General features: G+C 66.5%; 20 protein-coding genes. 13 read left to right on the top strand and 7 right to left on the bottom strand.

Going from position 1 to position 22,928, the window contains the following annotated elements; genetic code table 11:
* The first annotated feature begins 36 nt into the window (after positions 1-36).
* The 5 genes from PKB_RS19360 to PKB_RS19340 all read left to right on the top strand — a co-directional run bounded on the left by PKB_RS19360 (position 37) and on the right by PKB_RS19340 (position 5,490).
* Positions 37-963, top strand: a complete 927-nt coding sequence (locus PKB_RS19360; protein ID WP_043253617.1) for a carbohydrate ABC transporter permease — start codon at positions 37-39, stop codon at positions 961-963.
* A complete protein-coding gene (locus tag PKB_RS19355) occupies positions 956-1,801 on the top strand; it encodes a carbohydrate ABC transporter permease (RefSeq protein WP_043253615.1) in 846 nt (281 codons plus the stop codon). Before PKB_RS19360 ends, PKB_RS19355 begins: the two co-directional genes overlap by 8 nt.
* A 6-nt stretch (positions 1,802-1,807) precedes the next feature.
* Positions 1,808-2,956: an ABC transporter ATP-binding protein gene (locus tag PKB_RS19350; RefSeq protein WP_043253613.1), complete on the top strand. Its 1,149-nt coding sequence runs from the start codon at positions 1,808-1,810 to the stop codon at positions 2,954-2,956.
* 37 nt (positions 2,957-2,993) lie between these two features.
* Complete coding sequence (locus PKB_RS19345) at positions 2,994-4,349, top strand: carbohydrate porin (RefSeq protein ID WP_043253611.1); 1,356 nt, start codon at positions 2,994-2,996, stop codon at positions 4,347-4,349.
* Positions 4,350-4,644: 295 nt separating this feature from the next.
* Complete coding sequence (locus PKB_RS19340; protein WP_043253608.1) at positions 4,645-5,490, top strand: D-hexose-6-phosphate mutarotase; 846 nt, start codon at positions 4,645-4,647, stop codon at positions 5,488-5,490.
* A 145-nt stretch (positions 5,491-5,635) separates the two neighbouring features.
* On the opposite strand, the gene PKB_RS19335 is transcribed toward PKB_RS19340, so the two are convergent.
* Complete coding sequence (locus PKB_RS19335; protein ID WP_043253606.1) at positions 5,636-6,493, bottom strand: MurR/RpiR family transcriptional regulator; 858 nt, start codon at positions 6,491-6,493, stop codon at positions 5,636-5,638.
* Between the two features lie 189 nt (positions 6,494-6,682).
* Here PKB_RS19335 and zwf point away from each other — a divergent pair, with 189 nt between their 5' ends.
* The 3 genes from zwf to PKB_RS19320 are packed head-to-tail and all read left to right on the top strand — an operon-like array spanning position 6,683 to position 9,524.
* Positions 6,683-8,152 (top strand): glucose-6-phosphate dehydrogenase, encoded by a 1,470-nt coding sequence (gene zwf / locus PKB_RS19330; RefSeq protein ID WP_043253605.1) that lies wholly within the window; start codon positions 6,683-6,685, stop codon positions 8,150-8,152.
* A complete protein-coding gene (pgl, locus tag PKB_RS19325; RefSeq protein ID WP_043253603.1) occupies positions 8,139-8,855 on the top strand; it encodes a 6-phosphogluconolactonase in 717 nt (238 codons plus the stop codon). Before zwf ends, pgl begins: the two co-directional genes overlap by 14 nt.
* 18 nt (positions 8,856-8,873) lie before the next feature.
* Positions 8,874-9,524 carry a bifunctional 4-hydroxy-2-oxoglutarate aldolase/2-dehydro-3-deoxy-phosphogluconate aldolase gene (locus PKB_RS19320; protein ID WP_043253601.1) on the top strand — a complete coding sequence of 217 codons (651 nt, stop codon included), beginning with the start codon at positions 8,874-8,876 and terminating at the stop codon, positions 9,522-9,524.
* A 98-nt stretch (positions 9,525-9,622) separates the two neighbouring features.
* On the opposite strand, the gene PKB_RS19315 is transcribed toward PKB_RS19320, so the two are convergent.
* Positions 9,623-10,051, bottom strand: a complete 429-nt coding sequence (locus PKB_RS19315; protein ID WP_043253598.1) for an NUDIX hydrolase — start codon at positions 10,049-10,051, stop codon at positions 9,623-9,625.
* 141 nt (positions 10,052-10,192) lie between these two features.
* Between PKB_RS19315 and rluB the strand changes: the two genes are divergently transcribed.
* Positions 10,193-11,584: a 23S rRNA pseudouridine(2605) synthase RluB gene (gene rluB, locus PKB_RS19310; protein ID WP_043253596.1), complete on the top strand. Its 1,392-nt coding sequence runs from the start codon at positions 10,193-10,195 to the stop codon at positions 11,582-11,584.
* A gap of 60 nt (positions 11,585-11,644) precedes the next feature.
* Here the strand turns inward: rluB and PKB_RS19305 are convergent, their stop codons facing one another.
* The 5 genes from PKB_RS19305 to PKB_RS19285 form a co-directional block, all read right to left on the bottom strand.
* Entirely contained in the window at positions 11,645-12,568 is a 924-nt protein-coding gene (locus PKB_RS19305; protein ID WP_043253594.1) for a GGDEF domain-containing protein, read from the bottom strand.
* Between the two features lie 258 nt (positions 12,569-12,826).
* Complete coding sequence (locus tag PKB_RS19300) at positions 12,827-13,570, bottom strand: YciK family oxidoreductase (RefSeq protein WP_043253592.1); 744 nt, start codon at positions 13,568-13,570, stop codon at positions 12,827-12,829.
* 79 nt (positions 13,571-13,649) lie between these two features.
* The gene (gene mupP, locus PKB_RS19295) at positions 13,650-14,330 is read right to left on the bottom strand and encodes an N-acetylmuramic acid 6-phosphate phosphatase MupP (RefSeq protein WP_156958051.1); all 681 of its coding nucleotides are present in this window, start codon (positions 14,328-14,330) and stop codon (positions 13,650-13,652) included.
* Positions 14,327-15,025 carry a bifunctional 2-polyprenyl-6-hydroxyphenol methylase/3-demethylubiquinol 3-O-methyltransferase UbiG gene (gene ubiG, locus PKB_RS19290; protein ID WP_043253588.1) on the bottom strand — a complete coding sequence of 233 codons (699 nt, stop codon included), beginning with the start codon at positions 15,023-15,025 and terminating at the stop codon, positions 14,327-14,329. The genes mupP and ubiG overlap by 4 nt, the downstream gene beginning before the upstream one ends.
* 119 nt (positions 15,026-15,144) lie before the next feature.
* Complete coding sequence (locus PKB_RS19285) at positions 15,145-16,470, bottom strand: TRZ/ATZ family hydrolase (protein WP_043253587.1); 1,326 nt, start codon at positions 16,468-16,470, stop codon at positions 15,145-15,147.
* Between the two features lie 166 nt (positions 16,471-16,636).
* Here PKB_RS19285 and mtnA point away from each other — a divergent pair, with 166 nt between their 5' ends.
* From mtnA to pheA, 4 genes are all read left to right on the top strand, one after another.
* On the top strand, positions 16,637-17,713 hold the full coding sequence (mtnA, locus tag PKB_RS19280; RefSeq protein ID WP_043253586.1) for an S-methyl-5-thioribose-1-phosphate isomerase: 1,077 nt from the start codon (positions 16,637-16,639) through the stop codon (positions 17,711-17,713).
* A 201-nt stretch (positions 17,714-17,914) separates the two neighbouring features.
* Positions 17,915-20,689, top strand: coding sequence for a DNA gyrase subunit A (gene gyrA, locus PKB_RS19275; protein ID WP_043253585.1), 2,775 nt, complete (start codon positions 17,915-17,917; stop codon positions 20,687-20,689).
* A gap of 14 nt (positions 20,690-20,703) precedes the next feature.
* Complete coding sequence (gene serC, locus PKB_RS19270) at positions 20,704-21,789, top strand: 3-phosphoserine/phosphohydroxythreonine transaminase (RefSeq protein ID WP_043253584.1); 1,086 nt, start codon at positions 20,704-20,706, stop codon at positions 21,787-21,789.
* Positions 21,789-22,886 carry a prephenate dehydratase gene (pheA, locus tag PKB_RS19265; protein WP_043253583.1) on the top strand — a complete coding sequence of 366 codons (1,098 nt, stop codon included), beginning with the start codon at positions 21,789-21,791 and terminating at the stop codon, positions 22,884-22,886. The genes serC and pheA overlap by 1 nt, the downstream gene beginning before the upstream one ends.
* Positions 22,887-22,928 lie beyond the last annotated feature (42 nt).

Below are 22,928 nucleotides of genomic sequence, written 5' to 3'. Positions count from 1 at the left end.
TGGCCCGGCTGGCTTCCCTCGCACGTGAGAAACCCCATGGCGACCCAGACTCCGACCTATACCCCCGCGGCGCCGGCACGTGCGTCGCTGCTCGACGGCCTGCAACGCTGGCTGCCGAAACTGGTGCTGGCCCCGAGCATGCTCGTGGTGCTGGTCTGCGTGTACGGCTACATCGGCTGGACGCTGCTGCTGTCGTTCACCAACTCGCGCTTCATGCCCAGCTATTCCTGGGCTGGCTTGAGCCAGTACCAGCGCCTGTGGGACAACGACCGCTGGTGGGTGGCGAGCAAGAACCTGCTGCTGTTCGGCGGCCTGTTCATCCTCGTCTGCCTGCTGATCGGAGTGTTCCTGGCCGTGCTGCTCGACCAGCGCATCCGCCGCGAAGGCTTCATCCGCACCGTCTACCTGTACCCGATGGCGCTGTCGATGATCGTCACCGGCACCGCCTGGAAATGGCTGCTCAACCCCGGCCTCGGGCTGGACAAGCTGCTGCGCGACTGGGGCTGGACCGGCTTTCGCTTCGACTGGCTGGTGAACCCCGACCGCGTCGTCTACTGCCTGGTGATCGCCGCCGTGTGGCAGGCCTCCGGCTTCGTCATGGCGTTGTTCCTCGCCGGCCTGCGCGGGGTCGATCCGTCCATCGTGCGTGCCGCCCAGGTGGATGGGGCGAGCCTGCCGACCATCTACCTGCGGATCATCCTGCCGAGCCTGCGCCCGGTGTTCTTCAGCGCGCTGATGATCCTCGCGCACATCGCCATCAAGGCTTTCGACCTGGTCGCCGCGATGACCGCCGGCGGCCCCGGCTACTCCTCGGACCTACCGGCGATGTTCATGTACGCCCACACCTTCACCCGCGGCCAGATGGGCCTGGGCGCGGCCAGCGCGATGCTCATGCTCGGCGCCGTGCTCGCCATCGTCGTGCCGTACCTGTATTCCGAACTGCGAGGCAAGCGCCATGCGTGAAGCGACCCTCAAGCCTGCCTTCAGCCTCAATCGCCTGGCCGTTCACGCCACCCTGTGGGGCGCGGTGGCGCTGTACGTGATCCCGCTGCTGGTCATGCTGCTGACCAGCTTCAAGACCCCCGAGGACATCCGCAACAGCAACCTGCTGGCGCTGCCGGACGTGTTCACCGTGATCGGCTGGGTCAAGGCCTGGGGTGCGGTGGGCGACTTCTTCTGGAACTCGGTGAAGATCACGGTACCCGGCGTGCTGATCTCCACCTTCATCGGCGCCATGAACGGCTACGTGCTGTCGATGTGGCGCTTCCGCGGCTCGCAGCTGTTCTTCGGCGCGCTGCTGTTCGGCTGCTTCCTGCCGTTCCAGGTGATCCTCCTGCCGATGTCCTTCACCCTCGGCAAGCTCGGCCTGGCCAACACCACCGCCGGCCTGGTGATCGTCCACTGCATCTACGGCCTGGCCTTCACCACGCTGTTCTTCCGCAACTACTTCGTGACCATCCCGGATGCCCTGGTGAAGGCCGCGCGCCTCGACGGCGCCGGCTTCTTCACCATCTTCACGCGCATCCTGATGCCGATGTCCACGCCCATCGTGATGGTCTGCCTGATCTGGCAATTCACCCAGATCTGGAACGACTTCCTGTTCGGCGTGGTGTTCGCCAGTGGCGACGCGCAGCCGATCACGGTGGCGCTGAACAACCTGGTGAACATCAGCACCGGGGTCAAGGAATACAACGTCGACATGGCCGCGGCGATGATCGCCGCGCTGCCCACGCTGGTGGTCTACGTACTGGCCGGCAAGTACTTCGTGCGCGGGCTGACTGCCGGCGCGGTAAAGGGGTAATCGAAGATGGCAACACTCGAACTGCGCAACCTGCACAAGTCCTACGGCAGTGGCCTGGCGGACACCCTGAAGTCCATCGACCTGTCGATCGACTCCGGCGAATTCCTGATCCTGGTCGGCCCCTCCGGCTGCGGCAAATCCACCCTGATGAACTGCATCGCGGGCCTGGAGAGCGTCACCGGCGGCGCCATCCTGGTCGATGGCCAGGACATCAGCGGCATGAGCCCGAAGGACCGCGACATCGCCATGGTGTTCCAGTCCTACGCGCTGTACCCGACCATGAGCGTGCGCGAGAACATCGCCTTCGGCCTGAAGATCCGCAAGATGCCGCAGGCGGCCATCGACGAGGAGGTGGCGCGGGTATCCAAGCTGCTGCAGATCGAGCACCTGCTCGAGCGCAAGCCCTCGCAGCTCTCCGGCGGCCAGCAGCAGCGCGTGGCCATGGGCCGGGCGCTGGCGCGGCGGCCGAAGATCTACCTGTTCGACGAACCGCTGTCGAACCTCGACGCCAAGCTGCGCGTGGAGATGCGCACCGAGATCAAGCTGATGCACCAGCGCCTGAAGACCACCACGGTCTACGTCACCCACGACCAGATCGAGGCCATGACCCTGGGCGACAAGGTGGCGGTGATGAAGGACGGCATCGTCCAGCAGTTCGGCACGCCCCAGCAGATCTACAACGACCCGGCGAATCTCTTCGTCGCCAGCTTCATCGGTTCGCCGCCGATGAACTTCATCCCGCTGCGCGTGCAGCGCCAGGGCGGGCAATTGGTCGGCCTGCTGGACAGTGGCCAGGACCGCTGCGAACTGCCGCTGGATGCGGAAGTGGGCGAGGGGCGCGAACTGATCCTCGGCGTACGCCCGGAGCAGATCGGCGTGGTCGAGCCCGGCACCAATGGCCCGACCGACCTGCGCGCGGAAGTCGAAGTACTGGAGCCCACCGGGCCGGACACCCTGGCCTTCGTCACCGTCAACGGCACCAAGGTCTGCTGCCGCCTGGCGCCGGACGCCGCGCCGGCCCTCGGCGCGACCCTGCAGCTGCGCCTGGACCCGGCCCGCGTGCTGCTCTTCGACGCGCAGAGCGGCGAACGCCTGCGCAAGGCGCCGGCCGCCGGCGAGACCAAGGTCACGCCGTTGGCTCGGCACAAGCATTAACCGCCTGACTGGCACATCACCAACGAGGACGATTGCAATGCATAAGAACAACAAGATTCGCCCGGCACTGGGCTGCCTGCTCGCCCTGGGCGCGGCGGGCATGACCGGCCTGGCGCAGGCCGACGACGCCTTCTCTGCCGATTCGAAGTGGGGGCTGGGTGACTGGGGCGGCACCCGCACCGAGCTGCTGGAAAAGGGCTACGACTTCAAGCTCGACTACGTTGGCGAGGCGGCCGGCAACCTGCACGGCGGCTACGACGACGACAAGACCGCGCGCTACAGCGACCAGTGGGCGCTGGGCACCCATCTCGATCTGCAGAAGATCCTCGGCTGGCAGGCCGCCGAGTTCCAGCTGACGGTGACCGAGCGTAGCGGCCGCAACCTGTCCAACGACCGCATCAGCGACCCGCGCGCCGGCCAGCTCAGCTCGGTGCAGGAAGTCTGGGGCCGTGGCCAGACCTGGCGCCTCACCCAGATGTGGTACAAGCAGCAGTTCTTCGATGGCGCGCTGGACGTGAAGGTCGGCCGCTTCGGCGAAGGCGAGGACTTCAACAGCTTCCCCTGCGACTTCCAGAACCTGGCCTTCTGCGGCTCGCAAGTGGGCAACTGGGTCGGCGGCATCTGGTACAACTGGCCGGTCAGCCAGTGGGCGATGCGCGTGAAGTACAACATCAACCCGGAATGGTTCGTCCAGGTCGGCGCCTACGAGCAGAACCCCTCGTACCTGGAGACCGGCAACGGCTTCAAGCTCAGTGGCAGCGGCACCCAGGGGGCGATCCTGCCGGTGGAAGTGGTGTGGTCGCCGAAGGTCGGTCCGCAGCAGCTGCCGGGCGAATACCGCCTGGGCTACTACTACAGCACCGCCAAGGCCGACGACGTCTACGAGGACGTGAATGGCCAGCCGCAAGCGCTGACCGGCGAGCCCTTCAAGTCCCACGACAGCAAGCACGGCTGGTGGGTGGTGGCGCAGCAGCAGGTCACTGCGCACAACGGCGACGCCTCGCGCGGCCTGAGCCTGTTCGCCAACTTCACCGTGCATGACGAAGCGACCAACACCGTGCAGGACTACCAGCAGGTCGGCCTGGTCTACAAAGGCCTGTTCGACGGTCGTCCGAAAGATGACATCGGCCTGGGCTTCGCGCGCATCCACATCAACGACGACGTGACCAAGCGGCAGGAGCAGCTGAACGCGGTCAACGGCGTCAGCGACTACGACAACCCGCTGTTCCAGCCCGTGCAGGACACCGAGTACGACGCCGAGCTCTACTACGGCGTGCATGTCACCAACTGGCTGACCGTGCGTCCGAACCTGCAGTACATCAAGCATCCGGGCGGCGTGGACGAAGTGGACAACGCGCTGGTCGCCGGCCTGAAGATCCAGTCGACCTTCTGATGCTCTCCTGAGGTGCTGAAGTACTTGGCCCGCCCGCGGTTCACGGGGCGGGCCTTTCTTTTGGCCCTTCGTAGGAGCGAGCTTGCTCGCGAGCCTGGACTGTCCACTGGGTCCCCGCGAGCGCGTGGACCCAGAGCCGCGAACGCCGAAAAAGTCCGGGTCGCTCGCGGGGGCTCTATGCTTTCCAGGTTTCAGGGTAGAATCTGCGCCTTTTTTGCACCGTACGTAGTAAAACTACACAGACGTCATGCCCCGGAGTGTCGGGGGAAAGGGATTGGGTCAGGACCTCCGGACAATGCTCGAGCATCCGCTGCAGCGCTTCTTTCATTCCATGCGGGCCAAGCGACCGTTCGACTGGGTGCGCTTCCAGCGCCGCGACCTGCTGCTGATCGATCACCCGCTGTGCCAGGCGGTTTTCAGCCGCCAGGGTGCGCAATTGCTGCACTTCCGCCCGCAGGGCGAGCGTTCCATGTTGTGGTGTTCCAGCCAGTGGCCGGCGCTTAGCACGGCGCCCATTCGCGGCGGGATCCCGGTCTGCTGGCCGTGGTTCGGCAGTCACCCCAGCGAGCCCGAGTGGCCGCCGCACGGTTGGGCGCGCCAGCGCGAATGGCGCCTGCTCGACGCGCATGCCGACGAAAACCTGGTGCAGGTCAGCTGGCAGCTCGACATCGAGGATTGGCACGTGCGCCTCGATGCCCGCCTGGGCCGCGAGCTGGAGATGGAGCTTTCCAGCTACCACGAAGACGACAGCGACTGTCTGTTCAGCTTCGCCCTGCAGCCGTACTGGCGCCTTGGCTCGCTGCGCCGCGCCGTGGTCCACGGCATGGAGCTTGAGGGCGGCCAGCGCCCGGCTTCGCCGCTGCCCAATACCTGGACTCCACGCGGCGCGGTCAAGCAGGTGCTGTACAACACGGGTTCCCTGGTCATCGAGGACGCCGGCTGGCAGCGCCGCCTGCGCATCGACAAGAACGCCTCCGCCGGCAGTGTGATCTGGCACCCGGGCAGCCGCGCGGTGGAGCAGGTCGAGCCGGGCGAAGCGGACCGCTTCCTCTGCGTCGGCGCCGCCGGCTACCGCCCGGGAGGGTTGATCCTCGCCCAGGGCGAGCGCATGCGCCTGCGCCTGCACGCCGGGTTGGTCTGACCCGCAGGGGCTGTTGCTGTAGGAGCGAGCTTGCTCGCGAACGAAATCAGCCTGCACGCCGTCGCAACGGTGAAGCGCCATTCGCGAGCAAGCTCGCTCCTACGAATGGCGCCTCACGCGCATGCGTATGTGGCTGTGCGCCGCCTCAGCCTTCCTCGTCCAGCTGGTAGCGGGTCGGCAGCAGGCTTTCCTTGATCTTGCGCAGATGCGGCTGGAAATCCACGCCGCGGCGCAGGGTCACGCCCGTGGCCAGCACGTCGAGAACGGTCAGCTGGATGATCCGCGAGGTCATCGGCATATAGATGTCGGTGTCTTCGGGCAGCGGGACGTCCAGGCTCAGCGTACAGGCGCGCGCCAGCGGCGAGTCGGCGGCGGTCAGGCCCAGCACCGAGGCACCGTTGTCGCGGGCCAGGCGAGCCACGTCCACCAGTTCGCGGGTACGGCCCGTATAGGAAATCACCACGAACAGGTCGCCGGTGTGCGCCACCGAGGCGATCATCCGCTGCATCAGCACATCGCTCTGCGCCGACACCGCGAGGTTGAAGCGGAAGAACTTGTGCTGGGCGTCCAGCGCCACCGAGCTGGAGGCGCCGAGGCCGAAGAAGTGGATCTGCCGGGCCTGGATCAGCAGGTCGACGGCGCGGTCGATCACCTTCGTGTCGAGCGCCTTGTAGGCGCTGTCCAGCGAGGCGATGGTGCTGCTGAAGATCTTCCGCGTGTAAGCCTCGGGGCCATCGTCTTCGGTGACCGCCTGGGCGACGAAGGCCGCGCCGCTGGCCAGGCTCTGTGCCAGCTGGATCTTCAGCTCCGGATAGCCGCTCATGTCGAACGAGCGGCAGAAGCGGTTCACCGTCGGCTCGCTTACGCCGGCGGCCTGGGCCAGCGCGGCGATGCTGAAGCGCGTGGCCTGCTGCGGGCTGGCGAGGATCACTTCGGCGACTTTGCGTTCCGCCTTGTTCAGGTCTTCCAGGCGGGACTGGATCTGCTCCAGCAGGTTCTTCATCCGAGCTCCTTGGCTGCGTCAATTGGCGGGGCTCTGCCTCCGGCCAGCGGCGCTATCCTAACGTCAGCACGACAGGCGACCAACAGCGCCCCGTTCAAGGGAAAAATATGTTGTTTAATTACTACATTTTTGCCTTAATGGCGCCATTGGTAGCGCAATTTCACCTGAATATCTGGTTGGTAACAACAAATGCCCGATGTCCGTGTTCTGCCTTGTACCCTCGCGCTGTTCGGCGCGCTGGGCGATCTTGCCCTGCGCAAGCTGATTCCGGCGCTGTACCAACTCGACCGCGAGGGTCTGCTGCACGCGGACACCCGCATCCTCGGCCTGGCCCGTGAGGAGGGCGATACCGCCGCCCACCTGCCGGCCATCGAGAAGCGCCTGCGCCTGGCCGTACCGGCGCGCGAATGGGACGACGCCGTGTGGGCGCGCTTCCGTGAGCGCCTGGGCTACCTGAGCATGGATTTCCTCGATCCGCAGTCCTACCCGACACTGCGCGACGCACTGCCCGGCGGCCTGCCGGTGGTTGCCTACTTCGCCACGCCGGCCTCGGTGTACGGCGGCATCTGCGAGAACCTGGCGGCGATCGGCGTGGCCGAGCGCACCCGCGTCGTGCTGGAGAAGCCGATCGGCCATGACCTGGCGTCCTCCCGCGAGGTCAACGACGCCGTGGCGCGCTTCTTCCCGGAAAACCGCATCTACCGGATCGACCACTACCTGGGCAAGGAGACGGTGCAGAACCTGATCGCACTGCGCTTCGCCAACAGCCTGTTCGAAACCCAGTGGAACCAGAACCACATCTCCCACGTGGAGATCACCGTGGCCGAGAAGGTCGGCATCGAAGGCCGCTGGGGCTACTTCGACCAGGCCGGCCAGCTGCGCGACATGGTGCAGAACCACCTGCTGCAGCTGCTCTGCCTGATCGCCATGGACCCGCCGAGCGACCTCTCCGCCGACAGCATCCGCGACGAGAAGGTGAAGGTGCTGCGCGCGCTGGAGCCGATCCCGCCGGAGCAACTGGCCACCCGCGTGGTGCGCGGCCAGTACACCGCCGGCTTCATCGACGGCAAGGCGGTGCCCGGCTACCTCGAAGAGGAGCACGCCAACCGCCGCAGCGGCGCCGAGACCTTCGTCTCGCTGCGCGTGGACATCCGCAACTGGCGCTGGTCCGGCGTGCCTTTCTATCTGCGCACCGGCAAACGCATGCCGCAGAAGCTGTCGCAGATCGTCATCCACTTCAAGGAACCGCCGCACTACATCTTCGCCCCCGAGCAGCGTTCGCTGATCAGCAACCGCCTGATCATCCGCCTGCAGCCGGACGAGGGTATCTCCCTGCAGGTGATGACCAAGGACCAGGGGCTGGGCAAGGGCATGCAGCTGCGCACCGGCCCGCTGCAACTGAGCTTCTCCGAGACCTTCCAGGCCGCGCGCGTGCCGGACGCCTACGAGCGACTGCTGCTGGAAGTGATGCAAGGCAACCAGTACCTCTTCGTGCGCAAGGACGAAGTGGAGTTCGCCTGGAAGTGGTGCGACCACCTGATCGCCGGCTGGGAGCGCCTGGGCGAAGCGCCCAAGCCTTATCCGGCGGGCACCTGGGGGCCGCAGGCGGCCGTGGCATTGATCGCGAGAGACGGGAAGGACTGGTATGGCGACCATTGATCTTAATCTGCCGGCCAACGTGGGCTGGACGACCTGGGAAAACGCCGCGGCGCAGGCGAGCGGCCTGGCTGCCAAGGTGGCTGAAGCGCTGCGTGGCGCGATTGCCGCGCGCGGCCGCGCTGTACTGGCGGTGTCTGGCGGGCGCAGCCCGGTAGCCTTCCTCGAGGCGCTGAGCGCCGAGCAGCTGGACTGGTCGAAGGTCACCGTGACCCTGGCCGACGAACGCTGGGTGCCCGAATCACATCCGGACAGCAACGCAGGTCTGGTGCGTCGCCACCTGCTCAAGGGCGCGGCGGCCAAGGCGCTGTTCTGCGGCCTTTACCAGGCGGCTGCGAGCCTGGAAGAAGCTGCGCAAAACGCCGAGCGGCAGGTCGCCGAGCTGGCGCTGCCGATCGATGTGCTGGTGCTCGGCATGGGCGACGACGGCCACACGGCCTCGCTGTTCCCGGGTAGTCCGGGTCTGGTCGAGGCGCTCGACCCGGCGGGTGTGCGTCGCTGCCTGCCGGCCTGGGCGCCGAGCGTGCCGCATCAGCGCCTGACCCTCAGTCGCGCCGTGCTGGCCGGCGCCCGCGTGCAACTGCTGGCGATCCAGGGCCAGGCCAAGCTCGCCACCCTGCGTGCGGCGCTGGCCGAGAACGATGAACAACGCATGCCGGTGAGCGCCTTCCTGCGCGCGCCGCTGTCGATCCACTGGTGCCCTTGAGGCGCGGAGCCTTGCAACATGAGCCTTGATCAACACATCCAGCGCATCGACGCCCTCGCCGAGCGCGCGCGCATCCTGCCGGTGATCACCATCGATCGCGAGCAGGACATCCTGCCGATGGCCGATGCCCTGGCCGCCGGCGGTATCACGGTGCTGGAAGTGACCCTGCGTACCAGTCTCGGCCTGACCGCCATCCGCACCCTGGCCGAAAAGCGCCCGGAGCTGTGCATCGGTGCCGGCACCGTGCTGGATGGCGAGACTTTCCGCCAGGCCGAGGAAGCCGGCGCGCAGTTCGTCGTCACCCCCGGTTGCACCGACGAACTGCTGCAGTACGCGGTGAGCCGCCCGTTGCCGCTGCTGCCGGGCGTGGCGACCGCGTCGGAGATCATGGCTGCCTATCGCTATGGCCTGCGCCGCTTCAAGCTGTTCCCGGCCAAGGTCTGCGGCGGCGTGGAAGCGCTCAAGGCGTTCGGCGGCCCGTTCCCCGAGGTGCGTTTCTGCCCCACCGGCGGTGTCGGCCCGGACAACCTGAACGACTACTACCGCCTGGAAAACGTCATGTGCGTGGGCGGCAGCTGGATGCTGCCCAAGGCCGCGGTGTCCAGCGGTGACTGGAAGGCCGTCGAGCGCCTCTCCCGCGAGGCGCTGGCGTTGCTCGATACACACTGAGCTGTCCCTGATTGGACATGCCCGGCCTGGTGCCGGGCTTTTTTATGGTGCCCGTGTAGGAGCGCGCCATGCGCGCGAATCGCGGCCATGGGCCGCTCCTACAGGTTCGTTTCTTCGAGGTAATGCCGCAGGCGCTCCTGCAGGTAAGGCACTGCTTCTTCGTGGGCCAGGTAATCGTCGACATCCATCAATTGCCAGTACTGGCCTTCGTCGCCGAAGCGGATGGCGGCGAACTCCGCCTCGTCGATCCGTGCGACCAGCAGCCAGGCCCAGGGCGCCGGGCCGTGGGTAGCGCGATAGCGGCGCTGCCATTCGATGCGGTCGGCATCCAGGCGCACGGCGAATTCTTCTTCCAGCTCGCGCAGCGCGCATTCGACTGGCGTCTCTTCGCCCTCGCGGCCGCCGCCGGGGAAGTCCCAGCAGTTGGGGTAGGGGATTTCGGGCTTGTCGTCGCGGCGGTAGACCACCAGGCGTCCGGCGTGGAATAGCGCCAGCTTGGCGCCGGTGAAGGCGGATTCGTCGTGCACGGTGCGGTTCTCCTGGCAATCGGCGGCGGCGCGGGGAAAAACGGCTAGGCTTTCCCGATCACGGACGGTGCGCTGCCGTGTCCAAGCGCGTATGATGCGCGACCTTTTTCTTCGTTGCATGCCACACCGGGAGGTGCCCAGATGAACGACACGCACGAAAACCCAGAACTGACCCCAGCCCCTGCTGGCGAAAAGCTGCAGAAAGTCCTCGCACGCATGGGCGTCGGCTCGCGCCGCGACGTCGAAGCCTGGATCGAGGAAGGCCGGGTCAAGGTCAACGGCGCCGTAGCCAGCCTCGGCCAGCGCGTCGGCGACCATGACGCCATCGCCGTCGACGATCGCCTGCTCAAGCGCGAGAAGCTCGAAGAGCACGTCCGTCGCGTCCTGATCTACAACAAGCCCGAAGGCGAAGTCTGCACCCGCGACGATCCGGAAGGCCGTCCGACCGTGTTCGACCGCCTGCCGCGCCTGCGCAGTGGCCGCTGGATCAACATCGGCCGCCTGGACATCAACACCACCGGCCTGCTGCTGTTCACCACCGACGGTGAGCTGGCGAACCGCCTGATGCACCCGTCCTACGAGATGGACCGCGAATACGCCGTGCGCGTACGTGGCGAAGTCGACGAAGAGATGATCGAACGCCTGAAGAGCGGCGTGATGCTGGAAGACGGCCCGGCCAAGTTCAGCGACATCCAGCAGGCGCCCGGCGGCGAAGGCTTCAACCACTGGTACCACGTGGTGGTGATGGAAGGCCGTAACCGCGAAGTGCGTCGCCTGTGGGAATCCCAGGGCGTGGTGGTCAGCCGCCTGAAGCGCGTGCGCTTCGGCCCGGTGTTCCTCACCTCCGAGCTGACCATGGGTCGCTACCGCGAGATGGAGCAGCGCGAGGTGGACATCCTTAGCGAAGAGGTCGGCCTCACGCCGGTCGCCCTGCCGGAAATCACCGTCAAGCAGCGCGAGAAGCTCGATCGCCAGCAGCGCAAGCTTTCCAAGCCGCTGTCGCGGAGCGAGCGTCCGGATGCCGGTCGCGGCTCCCGCAACCGCAAGGAAGCCGCCGAAGGCGAGCGTCCGCGTCGTGCGCCGCGCGGCGATGCTGGTGAAAGCCGCACTCCGCGTCGCGACGCAGGCGAAGGTCGTCCGGTCCGCGCGCCGCGTGGCGAAGGCGAAGGCCGTGCGCCGCGTCAGGACAGTGGCCGTCCGGCCCGTGGTCCGCGCGGCGAGGGCGAAGGTCGCGCCCCGCGCGCGCCGCGTCCGGATTCCGCCGGTGGTCGTCCGGCCCGCGCTCCGCGTGGCGAGGGCGAAGGCCGTGCGCCGCGTCAGGACGGTGGTCGTCCGGCTCGTGGTCCGCGTCAGGACGATCGCAGCAAGGGTGCCCCGCTGGCCGAGCGTCCGAGCGACGTGAACCGCAAGCGTCCGGCCAAGCCGAGCGGCGAGCACGCCGAGCGTCCGTCCAAGCCGGTCGTGCGCAAGCCGCTGAACAAGCGTCGTCCGCAGCCGTCTGGCGATGGCATGCGCCCGGGCTTCAAGCGCTAAGGCGTAGCGGTAATGAAAAAGGGCTCCTCGGAGCCCTTTTTCATTGCCTGGATTTTGCTGTCAGCCGGCGCAGGCCAGGCGATTGCGGCCGTCGCGCTTGGCTGCATAGAGCGCCGCATCGGCGCGGCGCAGCAGATCGTCGACACCTTCGCCGGCGGCTAGCGAGGCGCAGCCCAGGCTGATCGACAGCGGCACCGGTTGGCCGTCGACGGTGAATTGCAGGTCTTCGACGGCATGGCGCAGCCGTTCGCCGACCTGGATAGCGCCGGCGCTGCTGGTGTTGGAGAGCAGCGCAAGGAACTCTTCGCCGCCGAAGCGGAACACCATGTCGACGTTGCGCAGGCTGCCCTTGATCGCCATGGTGACGGTGCGCAGGGCTTCGTCGCCGTGGCTATGGCCGTACTGGTCGTTGATGCGCTTGAAGTGGTCCAGGTCGAGCATGAGGATCGACAGCGGCATCAGGTTGCGCCGGGCCAGTTCGACTTCGCGGCCCAGCGCCTGGTCCATGGCGATGCGATTGCCGGTGCCGGTCAGCGAATCGCGCAGGGCTGTCTGGATCGCGGCGCGGTAGAGCAGGGCGTTGCGCAGCGGGTAGAGCAGGCTGGCGATCAGGCTTTCCAACTGGCCCAGTTCGGTCTCGCTGAACGGCAGGCGGCGGCGGAAGCAGAGCTCGCCCAGGTACTCGCCAGCGTGGGTCAGTCGGTAGCTGGCGGCATGGCTGGCGGCGTCGCCAAATTCCAGGCGTAGATCGGCTCCGCTGTGCTGGTAGCTCAGGTAGTCCAGCGGCAGCAGTTGCTGGCTCTCGCGGAAGAAGATGTCGAGCACGCGATCTGCTTCCAGGCTGGTCTGCAGGTGCAGGGCAAGCTGCCGGCGCACGTCGGCCAGGCTGACCTGGCGCTTGCGCGAGCGCAATTCGCCAAGCGCCAGGCGCTGCATCTTGGCGGTATCGAAATCGATGGTGTTGGACTGCTTGGGTGGGGCCATGACGCTTGGCAACCTCTGGCGCGAGAACGGCGACACTATGGGCTTAGCGACTTTCGTGCCAACCCGCGGAAAGTTGTGTCGGATCGGTCCTAAAGACCCATGGTTGCTGGGTTTGTTCCGAAAGTGGGTGGCAGGCGACGGAAGGCGGGATGTCAAAATGATGGCGAGGCGGCGGGGAGGTGCAGGGGTAAAACAGGTCAGCGGCAACGAATTGCCGGGATTTCGACGGGGCGGCAATGGCGCCGCCCCGGAGGATTCTCAGCCCTGGGCGTCGAAGGCCTGGCCGTTGACTCCCTGGCTGTCCGGCCCCATCAGGTAGAGGTAGACCGGCATGATCTCCTCGGGCGTAGGGTTATTGGCCGGGTTTTCGCCGGGATAAGCCATGGCACGCATGCTGGTGCGGGTGGCGCCGGGGTTGACGCTGTTGGCGCGGATCGGGTGGGTGCCGTCGCACTCGTCGGCCATCACCTGCATCAGGCCCTCGGTGGCGAACTTGGAGACCGCGTAGGCGCCCCAGTAGGCCCGGCCCTTACGGCCGACGCTGCTGGAGGTGAAGATCACCGAGGCGTCGTCGGAGAGCTTGAGCAGCGGCAGCATCGCGTGGGTCAGCATGAACATCGCGTTGACGTTCACCTGCATGACGCGCATGAAGTTCTCCCCGGAGATCTGCTCGATGGGCGAGCGCGGGCCGAGGATGGAGGCGTTGTGCAGCAGTCCGTCGAGGCGGCCGAACTCGCTCTCCACGGTTGCCGCCAGTTCGTCGAACTGGTGCGGCAGGGCGGTTTCCAGGTTGAACGGGATCACCACCGGCTGCGGATGCCCGGCGGCCTCGATGAGGTCGTAGGTCTCATTGAGGTTTTCTTCGCTCTTGCCCAGCAGCAGCACGGTGGCGCCATGGGCGGCGTAGCTGCGCGCAGCGGCGGCGCCGATGCCGCGACCGGCGCCGGTGACCAGGATCACCCGATCCTTGAGCAGGTCGGGGCGTGCGGAATATTCGAACATCGGAAGCTCCTTCGGAGCGCTGCGCGCGGTTGGCGCAGCGAGGGGAGGGCGGACGTTGCCGGAAGGTGTGGCGGCCGCCTCAGCAGCCGCACATTGCCCGTTCGAGGACGGCCAGCAGTTCGCGCGGGTGGTCGACGATCACGTCGGCGCCCCAGTGCGCGGGGTTGTCCTCGGGGTGGATGTAGCCGTAGCGCACGGCCGCGGTCTTGGTCCCGGCGGCGCGGCCGGACTCGATGTCACGCAGGTCGTCACCGATGAACAGCACATGCTGCGGGTCGACGCCGATGCGCTCGCAGGCCAGCAGCAGCATTTCCGGATCGGGCTTGCTGCGGGTCACGTGGTCGGGGCATATCAGCACTGCCGAGCGCTCGGCCAGGCCCAGTTGCTGCATCACCGGCTCGGCGAAGCGCACCGGCTTGTTGGTTACCACACCCCAGACCAGGCGGGCTCTCTCGATGCTTTCGAGCAGCTCGGGAATGCCGTCGTAGGGACGCGTGAGCACTGCGCAGTGGTCCTGGTAGCGATCGAGGAACTCCAGGCGCAGCGGTTCGAAGCCTTCGGCTTCCGGGTCCATATCGAAGGTCGCGGCGACCATGGCGCGGGCGCCGCCGGAAACCACGTCGGCGATGCGCTGGTCGGGCACCGGCGGCAGGCCGTGGTCGGCGAGCATGGCCTGGCAGACGGCGATGAAGTCCGGCGCGGTATCCAGCAGGGTGCCGTCCATGTCGAAGAGAACCGCTTTGATCGGCATCGGCCTCATTCCTCGCGCAGGGTCTGGATCATGTAGTTGACGTCGACGTCGTTGGCCAGCTTGTAGTGCTTGGTCAGCGGGTTGTAGGTCAGGCCGATGATGTCCTTGACCGCGAGGCCGGCGTCGCGCGACCAGGCGCCGAGTTCGGAGGGGCGGATGAACTTCTTGAAGTCGTGGGTGCCGCGCGGCAGCAGGCGCATGACGTACTCGGCGCCGACGATGGCGAACAGGTAGGCCTTGGGATTGCGGTTGATGGTCGAGAAGAACACCTGGCCGCCGGGCTTGACCATGCGGTAGCAGGCGCGGATGACCGAGGACGGATCGGGCACGTGCTCGAGCATTTCCAGGCAGGTCACCACGTCGAACTGCTCGGGCATTTCCTCGGCCAGCTGCTCGGCGGTGATGCGTCGGTATTCAACTGCCACGCCGGATTCCAGCTGGTGCAGCTGGGCGACCGCCAGCGGCGCCTCGCCCATGTCGATGCCGGTAACGGTGGCGCCGCGCTGGGCCATGGCTTCGCTGAGGATGCCGCCGCCGCAGCCGACGTCGAGCACCTTCTTGCCGGCCAGGCCGACGCGCTCGTCGATCCAGTTGACGCGCAGCGGGTTGATGTCGTGCAGCGGCTTGAACTCGCTTTCGCGGTCCCACCAGCGATGGGCAAGGGCCTCGAATTTGGCGATCTCGGCGTGGTCGACGTTGCTCATGGCTTACCTTCGTTCAGAAACTTTCGTGGGAATTCGGAGCGCGGAGGCTGACTATGATGCCAGCTTCCCGCCGGGGTTGGGCGCGGCATGACAGATTGTCGCAGCCGGGCCGGGGCCGGTCAGCCCTTGGCGATGCGTCGCCCCCAGTCGCCGGCGGCGGCGGCCAGGCGGCCTTCGTCCAGGCGCGTCAGGCGGCCACTGTCGAGCAGTTGCTTGCCGGCCACCCAAAGGTGGCGCACGCAGTCGCGGCCGGTGGCGTAGATCAGTTGCGAGACCGGCTCGTAGACCGGCTGCTGGGCCAGGCCGGAGAGGTCGAAGGCCACCAGGTCGGCGGACTTGCCCAGCTCCAGCGAGCCGATTTCCTGCTCCAGGCCCAGGGCGCGGGCGCCGTTGAGGGTCGCCATTCGCAGTGCGCGGTGGGCGTCCAGCGCGGTGGCCTGGCCTGCCACGGCCTTGGCCAGCAGGGCGGCGGTGCGGGTTTCTCCGAGCAGGTCGAGGTCGTTGTTGCTGGCCGCGCCGTCGGTGCCGATGGCCACGTTGACGCCGGCCTGCCAGAGGCGCTCCACCGGGCAGAAGCCGCTGGCCAGCTTGAGGTTGGATTCCGGGCAGTGGATCACCGAGCTGTTGGTTTCCACCAGCAGCGCCAGGTCCTCGTCATTCACCTGGGTCATGTGCACGGCCTGGAAGCGCGGGCCGAGCAGGCCGAGACGGTGCAGGCGGGCCAGGGGGCGTTCGCCGGTCTTATCCAGCGCCTGCTGGACCTCGAAGGCGGTCTCGTGGACGTGCATCTGGATGCCGGCGTCGAGCTCTTCGGCGAGCATCAGCACGTTCTCCAGCTTGTCGTCGCTCACCGTGTAGGGCGCGTGCGGGCCGAACGCCACGCGGATGCGCGGGTGATGCTTGAGGTCGTCATGCAGCGCCACGCCCTTGCGGATCGCCTCTTCGGCGTCGCGGGCGCCGGGGATCGGGAAGTCCAGCACCGGGACGCAGATCTGCGCGCGCACGCCGGTCTCGTGGACTACCTCGCAGGCGATCTTGGGGTGGAAGTACATGTCCGAGAGGCAGCTGATCCCGCCCTTGAGCTGTTCGGCGATGGCCAGCTCGGTGCCGGTGCGAACGAAGCCTTCGTCGACCCACTTGGCCTCGGCTGGCCAGATGTGTTCCTGCAGCCAGGTCATCAGCGGTAGGTCGTCGGCCAGGCCACGGAACAGGCTCATGGCCGCGTGACCATGGGCGTTGACCAGGCCGGGGGCGAGCAGCATGCCCGGAAGTTCGCGGGTTTCCGCCGCCGGATGGCGCAGCGCCTCGGCGCGCGGGGCGAGCAGGGCGATACGGCCGTCGCGGATGCCCAGCGCATGGTCGCGAAGGACCACGCCGGCAGGTTCCACCGGGACTATCCAGGTCGGCAGCAGAAGCAGATCGAGAGGGGCTTTGGCGTCGGGCATGGGGCGCTTCCTGGGCGCGGGATCGGGAGCTCGGCAGTATACCCGAGCGCTGCTGGCTCCGGCTCGTTATACTCGCCGGTTTTCCCGGGGCGATCCCGGGACGGATTTGGGGAGTGCGCGCCGCTTCGGCGCGGTCCGAAACAGCATATGAAAGAAGAGGTGTTCCATGCGTGAGCGACTGTTGGCGGCCGAGCGGGTCACCGCCATTGATTGGCGCAAGGGCACCCTCCGCCTGCTCGACCAGCGCCGGCTGCCGCTGGAGGAAACCTGGCTGAGCTACGACAGTGCCGCCGAGGTCGCCGATGCGATCCGCGAAATGGTGGTGCGTGGCGCGCCAGCCATCGGCATCAGCGCCGCCTATGGCGTGGTCCTGGGCCTGCGTGCCCGGCTGGACATCGGTGGCGACTGGCGCGCGGCGCTGGAAGAAGACTTCCGCGTGCTGGCCGAATCGCGGCCCACCGCAGTCAACCTGTTCTGGGCGCTCAACCGCATGCGCGAGCGCCTCGATCGCCTCAAGCCGACCGACGACCCGCTGCAGGTCCTGGAGGCCGAGGCCATCGCCATCCACGAAAGCGACCGCGAAGCCAACCTGACCATGGCCCAGCTCGGTGTCGAGCTGATCCGCAAGCAGCACAGCGGTCCGCAGAAGATCCTCACCCACTGCAACACCGGTGCGCTGGCCACCGGCGGCTTCGGCACCGCGCTGGGCGTGATCCGCGCGGCGCACCTGGAAGGGTTGGTCGAACGCATCTACGCCGACGAAACCCGCCCGTGGCTGCAGGGCGCACGCCTGACCGCCTGGGAATTGGCCAACGAAGGCGTGCCGGTGACCCTGAACGCCGATGCCGCCGCCGCGCACCTGATGAAGACCGAAAGCATCACCTGGGTCATCGTCGGCGCCGACCGCATCACCGCCAATGGTGACGTGGCCAACAAGATCGGCACCTACCAGCTCGCGGTGAACGCCATGCACCACGGCGTGCGCTTCATGGTGGTGGCGCCCAGCTCGACCATCGACATGAGCCTGGAAAGCGGCGACGACATCCCGATCGAGGAGCGTGACGGTCGCGAGCTGCTGGAAATCGGTGGCAAGCGCGTGGCTGCGGAAGTGGAGGCCTTCAATCCGGTCTTCGACGTGACCCCGGCCGACCTGATCGACGCCATCGTGACCGAGCGGGGCGTGGTAGAGCGTCCGGATGCCGCGCGCATGGCCGAGTTGATGAGCCGCAAGCGGCTGCACTGAGGCGGTAGGTGTTCGACCTGGCTTGTGGTAAGCTCCGACGGTTCTTCGGGGGGCATATTTTGCACCCTCGCAGTAGCGCGGATCACTGACCTAAGTCGTTGATTTGTTGTGAGTCGGTGGCGTTCTGATAGCGCCGCCGCACTCCGCCGGGCTCGGGATGGGCGAGGCGGAGGTCCACCTGAAAAAGGAACCAGGCTTCTCATGGGCGAACTGGCCAAAGAAATCCTCCCGGTCAACATCGAAGACGAACTCCGACAGTCCTACCTCGATTACGCGATGAGCGTGATCGTCGGTCGTGCCCTGCCCGATGCGCGCGACGGCCTGAAACCGGTGCACCGCCGCGTCCTGTACGCCATGAGCGAACTGGGCAACGACTGGAACAAGCCCTACAAGAAATCCGCCCGTGTGGTCGGTGACGTGATCGGTAAGTACCACCCGCACGGTGATACCGCGGTCTACGACACCATCGTGCGTATGGCCCAGCCCTTCTCGCTGCGCTACATGCTGGTCGACGGCCAGGGCAACTTCGGTTCGGTCGACGGCGACAACGCCGCGGCCATGCGATACACCGAAGTGCGCATGGCGAAGCTGGCCCACGAGCTTCTCGCCGACCTCGACAAGGAAACCGTCGACTGGGTGCCCAACTACGACGGCACCGAGCAGATCCCGGCGGTCATGCCGACCAAGATCCCCAACCTGCTGGTCAACGGTTCCAGCGGTATCGCCGTGGGCATGGCGACCAACATCCCGCCGCACAACCTGAGCGAAGTGGTCGACGGTTGCCTGGCGCTGATGGACAACCCCGAACTGTCCGTCGATGACCTGATGCAGTACATCCCCGGTCCCGACTTCCCGACCGCGGGCATCATCAACGGCCGTGCCGGCATCATCGAGGCCTACCGCACCGGTCGTGGCCGCATCTATATCCGTGCCCGCGCCGAAATCGAGGACATGGAGAAGGGCGGCAACCGCCAGCAGATCATCATCACCGAGCTGCCCTACCAGCTGAACAAGGCTCGCCTGATCGAGAAGATCGCCGAGCTGGTGAAAGAGAAGAAGATCGAAGGCATCACCGAACTGCGCGACGAGTCCGACAAGGACGGCATGCGCGTGGTCATCGAGCTGCGCCGCGGCGAAGTCGGCGAGGTCGTGCTGAACAACCTCTACGCCCAGACCCAGCTGCAGAGCGTCTTCGGCATCAACGTGGTAGCCCTGGTCGACGGCCAGCCGCGCACGCTGAACCTGAAGGACATGCTCGAAGTCTTCATCCGCCACCGCCGCGAAGTGGTGACCCGGCGGACCGTCTACGAGCTGCGCAAGGCTCGCGAGCGCGGCCACATCCTCGAAGGCCAGGCGGTCGCCTTGTCGAACATCGACCCGGTGATCGAGCTGATCAAGGCCTCGCCGACCCCGGCCGAAGCCAAGGAGCGCCTGGTCTCCACCGCCTGGGAATCCAGTGCCGTGGAAGCCATGGTCGAGCGCGCCGGCGCCGATGCCTGCCGTCCTGAAGACCTGGACCCGCAATACGGCCTGCGCGATGGCAAGTACTACCTGTCGCCGGAACAGGCCCAGGCCATCCTGGAACTGCGCCTGCACCGCCTGACCGGCCTGGAACACGAGAAGCTCCTGTCCGAATACCAGGAAATCCTTACCCTGATCGGCGAGCTGATCCGCATCCTGACCAACCCGCAGCGCCTGATGGAAGTCATCCGCGAGGAGCTGGAGAAGGTCAAGGCCGAGTTCGGCGACGCCCGCCGCACCGAGATCGTCGCGTCGCAGGTCGACCTGACCATCGCCGACCTGATCACCGAGGAAGAGCGTGTCGTCACCATCTCCCACGGCGGCTACGCCAAGTCGCAACCGCTGGCGGCCTACGAGGCCCAGCGCCGCGGCGGCAAGGGCAAGTCGGCGAGCGGCGTGAAGGACGAGGACTACATCGAGCACCTGCTGGTCGCCAACAGCCACGCCACCCTGCTGTTGTTCTCCAGCAAGGGCAAGGTCTACTGGCTGCGTACCTTCGAGATTCCGGAAGCCTCGCGCGCTGCGCGTGGCCGTCCGCTGGTGAACCTGCTGCCGCTGGACGAAGGCGAGCGCATCACCGCCATGCTGCAGATCGACCTGGAAGCCGTGCGGGCGCAGTTCGCCGGTGACGAGGGCGATGACGACGACGTGGTTGCCGAGCAGGTCGCCGAGGTGGTGGAAGCTGAAGAGGCCGAAGAAGGCGACGACGCCGACTTCAGCCAGGACGAGCCGACCGGCGCCTACATCTTCATGGCCACCATGAAAGGCACCGTGAAGAAGACCCCGCTGATCCAGTTCACCAAGCCGCGCTCCAACGGCCTGATCGCGCTGAAGCTGGAAGAGGGCGATTCGCTGATCGCCGCCGCCATCACCGACGGTTCGAAGGACGTGATGATGTTCTCAGACGCCGGCAAGGTGATCCGCTTCAAGGAAAGCAAGGTGCGCATCATGGGCCGTAACGCCCGTGGCGTGCGCGGCATGCGCCTGGCGGAAGGCCAGCGCATCATCTCCATGCTGATCCCCGAGTGCCGCGAAGCGCAGATCCTCTCGGCTTCCGCACGCGGTTACGGCAAGCGCACCCCGCTGGCCGACTACCCGCGCCGCGGTCGTGGTGGCCAGGGCGTGATCGCCATGGTGATCAACGAGCGCAACGGCAACCTGGTGGGCGCCGTTCAGGTGCTGGATGGCGAGGAGATCATGCTGATTTCCGACCAGGGCACCCTGGTCCGTACCCGCGTCGACGAAGTCCGTGGCGCAGGCCGTAACACCCAGGGCGTGATCCTCATCAAGCTGGCCGCCGACGAAACGCTGGTGGGCCTGGAGCGGGTGCAGGAACCGACCGTCGTCGAAGACGACGTCATTGACGGCGAGATCGTCGAGGGCGAAGTGGCGGACGAGAACCAAGAAGCAGGCGAAGTCGCGGCTGAAGAAGCCCCGCAGGCCAGCGAAGACTGATAGCGAGAGTGGATGTGAGCAAGCGAGCCTTTAACTTCTGCGCAGGTCCCGCTGCGCTTCCCACCGAGGTGCTGGAGCGCGCCCGCGCCGAACTGCTCGACTGGCAAGGCAAGGGCCTGTCGGTCATGGAGATGAGCCACCGTAGCGACGACTACGTGGCCATCGCCGAGAAGGCCGAGCAGGACCTGCGTGACCTGATGGGCGTGCCGTCGAACTACAAGGTGCTGTTCCTGCAGGGCGGTGCCAGCCAGCAGTTCGCCGAGATCCCGCTGAACCTGCTGCCCGAAGACGGCGTGGCGGACTACGTGGAAACCGGCATCTGGTCGAAGAAGGCCATCGAAGAGGCTCGCCGCTTCGGCAACGTCAACGTGGTCGCCAGCGCGTCCAAGTACGACTACTTCGCCATTCCGGGGCAGAACGAGTGGAACCTCACTCCGAACGCCGCCTACCTGCACTACGCGTCCAACGAGACCATCGGCGGCCTGGAGTTCGACTGGATTCCGGAAGTCGGCGACGTGCCGCTGGTTGTGGATATGTCCTCGGACATCCTCTCGCGTCCGATCGACGTGTCCAAGTTCGGCCTGATCTACGCCGGCGCGCAGAAGAACATCGGTCCGTCCGGCCTGGTGGTCGTCATCGTTCGCGAAGACCTGCTGGGCCGCGCCCGCAGCATCTGCCCGACCATGCTCAACTACAAGGTCGCTGCCGATAACGGCTCCATGTACAACACCCCGGCTACCTATTCCTGGTACCTCTCCGGCCTGGTCTTCCAGTGGCTGAAGGAGCAGGGCGGCGTCGAGGCCATGGAGAAGCGCAACCGCGCCAAGAAGGACATGCTGTACGGCTTCATCGACAACAGCGACTTCTACACCAACCCGATCCAGCCGAGCGCCCGCTCCTGGATGAACGTGCCGTTCCGCCTGGCCGACGAGAAGCTCGACAAGGCCTTCCTCGAAGGCGCCGACGCGCGCGGCCTGCTCAACCTGAAAGGCCACCGTTCGGTGGGCGGCATGCGTGCCTCCATCTATAACGCCCTGGGTCTGGACGCCATCGAGGCGCTGGTCGCCTACATGGCCGAGTTCGAGAAGGAGCACGGCTGATGAGCGACGCTGACCAGCTCAAGGCTTTGCGCGTACGCATCGACAGCCTCGACGAGAAGATCCTCGAGCTGATCAGCGAGCGCGCCCGCTGCGCCACCGACGTGGCGCGCGTGAAGATGGCATCCCTGGCCGAAGGCGAGAAGCCGGTGTTCTACCGGCCCGAGCGCGAGGCCTGGGTGCTCAAGCACATCATGGAGTTGAACAAGGGCCCGCTGGACAACGAGGAAGTCGCTCGTCTGTTCCGCGAGATCATGTCCTCCTGCCTGGCCCTGGAGCAGCCGCTTAAGGTCGCCTACCTCGGTCCGGAAGGCACCTTCACCCAGGCCGCGGCGCTCAAGCACTTCGGCCACGCGGTGATCAGCACGCCGATGGCGGCGATCGACGAGGTGTTCCGCGAAGTGGTCGCCGGCGCGGTGAACTTCGGCGTGGTGCCGGTGGAAAACTCCACCGAGGGCGCGGTCAACCACACCCTCGACAGCTTCCTCGAGCACGACATGGTGATCTGCGGTGAGGTCGAGCTGCGCATTCACCACCACCTGCTGGTGGGCGAGAACACCAAGACCGACAACATCACCCGTATCTATTCCCACGCCCAGTCCCTGGCCCAGTGCCGCAAGTGGCTGGACGCGCACTACCCGAACGTCGAGCGCGTGGCAGTGCCGAGCAACGCCGACGCCGCCAAGCGCGTGAAGAGCGAGTGGAACAGCGCCGCCATCGCCGGCGACATGGCCGCCAACCTGTACGGCCTGGACAAGCTCCACGAGAAGATCGAGGACCGCCCGGACAACTCCACGCGCTTCCTCATCATCGGCAACCAGGAAGTGCCGCCGACCGGCGACGACAAGACCTCGATCATCGTCTCCATGCGCAACAAGCCCGGCGCGCTGCATGAACTGCTGGTGCCGTTCCACACCAATGGCATCGACCTGACCCGCATCGAAACCCGCCCGTCGCGCAGCGGCAAGTGGACCTACGTGTTCTTCATCGACTTCGTCGGCCACCACAAGGACCCGCTGATCAAGGACGTGCTGGAAAAGATCAACAGCGAAGCCGTGGCGCTGAAGGTGCTGGGCTCCTACCCGAAAGCGGTTCTCTGAACCGTCTGTCGAAGCGGCAAGCCTCGGGCTGCCGGTGATCCG

It is taken from the genome of Pseudomonas knackmussii B13, from assembly GCF_000689415.1.
Taxonomy (GTDB): Bacteria; Pseudomonadota; Gammaproteobacteria; order Pseudomonadales; family Pseudomonadaceae; genus Pseudomonas; species Pseudomonas knackmussii.
The sequence above is the reverse complement of the archived record's forward strand: the minus strand, read 5'-3'. Positions and strand labels throughout refer to the sequence as shown.

Bases quoted from the DNA above. Each gene is read 5' to 3' on its own strand.
- PKB_RS19360 (WP_043253617.1), top strand. From the start codon at position 37: ATGGCGACCCAGACTCCGACCTATACCCCCGCGGCGCCGGCACGTGCG.
- PKB_RS19355 (WP_043253615.1), top strand. From the start codon at position 956: ATGCGTGAAGCGACCCTCAAGCCTGCCTTCAGCCTCAATCGCCTGGCC.
- PKB_RS19350 (WP_043253613.1), top strand. From the start codon at position 1,808: ATGGCAACACTCGAACTGCGCAACCTGCACAAGTCCTACGGCAGTGGC.
- PKB_RS19345 (WP_043253611.1), top strand. From the start codon at position 2,994: ATGCATAAGAACAACAAGATTCGCCCGGCACTGGGCTGCCTGCTCGCC.
- PKB_RS19340 (WP_043253608.1), top strand. From the start codon at position 4,645: ATGCTCGAGCATCCGCTGCAGCGCTTCTTTCATTCCATGCGGGCCAAG.
- PKB_RS19335 (WP_043253606.1), bottom strand. From the start codon at position 6,493: ATGAAGAACCTGCTGGAGCAGATCCAGTCCCGCCTGGAAGACCTGAAC.
- zwf (WP_043253605.1), top strand. From the start codon at position 6,683: ATGCCCGATGTCCGTGTTCTGCCTTGTACCCTCGCGCTGTTCGGCGCG.
- pgl (WP_043253603.1), top strand. From the start codon at position 8,139: ATGGCGACCATTGATCTTAATCTGCCGGCCAACGTGGGCTGGACGACC.
- PKB_RS19320 (WP_043253601.1), top strand. From the start codon at position 8,874: ATGAGCCTTGATCAACACATCCAGCGCATCGACGCCCTCGCCGAGCGC.
- rluB (WP_043253596.1), top strand. From the start codon at position 10,193: ATGAACGACACGCACGAAAACCCAGAACTGACCCCAGCCCCTGCTGGC.
- PKB_RS19305 (WP_043253594.1), bottom strand. From the start codon at position 12,568: ATGGCCCCACCCAAGCAGTCCAACACCATCGATTTCGATACCGCCAAG.
- PKB_RS19300 (WP_043253592.1), bottom strand. From the start codon at position 13,570: ATGTTCGAATATTCCGCACGCCCCGACCTGCTCAAGGATCGGGTGATC.
- mupP (WP_156958051.1), bottom strand. From the start codon at position 14,330: ATGAGGCCGATGCCGATCAAAGCGGTTCTCTTCGACATGGACGGCACC.
- ubiG (WP_043253588.1), bottom strand. From the start codon at position 15,025: ATGAGCAACGTCGACCACGCCGAGATCGCCAAATTCGAGGCCCTTGCC.
- PKB_RS19285 (WP_043253587.1), bottom strand. From the start codon at position 16,470: ATGCCCGACGCCAAAGCCCCTCTCGATCTGCTTCTGCTGCCGACCTGG.
- mtnA (WP_043253586.1), top strand. From the start codon at position 16,637: ATGCGTGAGCGACTGTTGGCGGCCGAGCGGGTCACCGCCATTGATTGG.
- gyrA (WP_043253585.1), top strand. From the start codon at position 17,915: ATGGGCGAACTGGCCAAAGAAATCCTCCCGGTCAACATCGAAGACGAA.
- pheA (WP_043253583.1), top strand. From the start codon at position 21,789: ATGAGCGACGCTGACCAGCTCAAGGCTTTGCGCGTACGCATCGACAGC.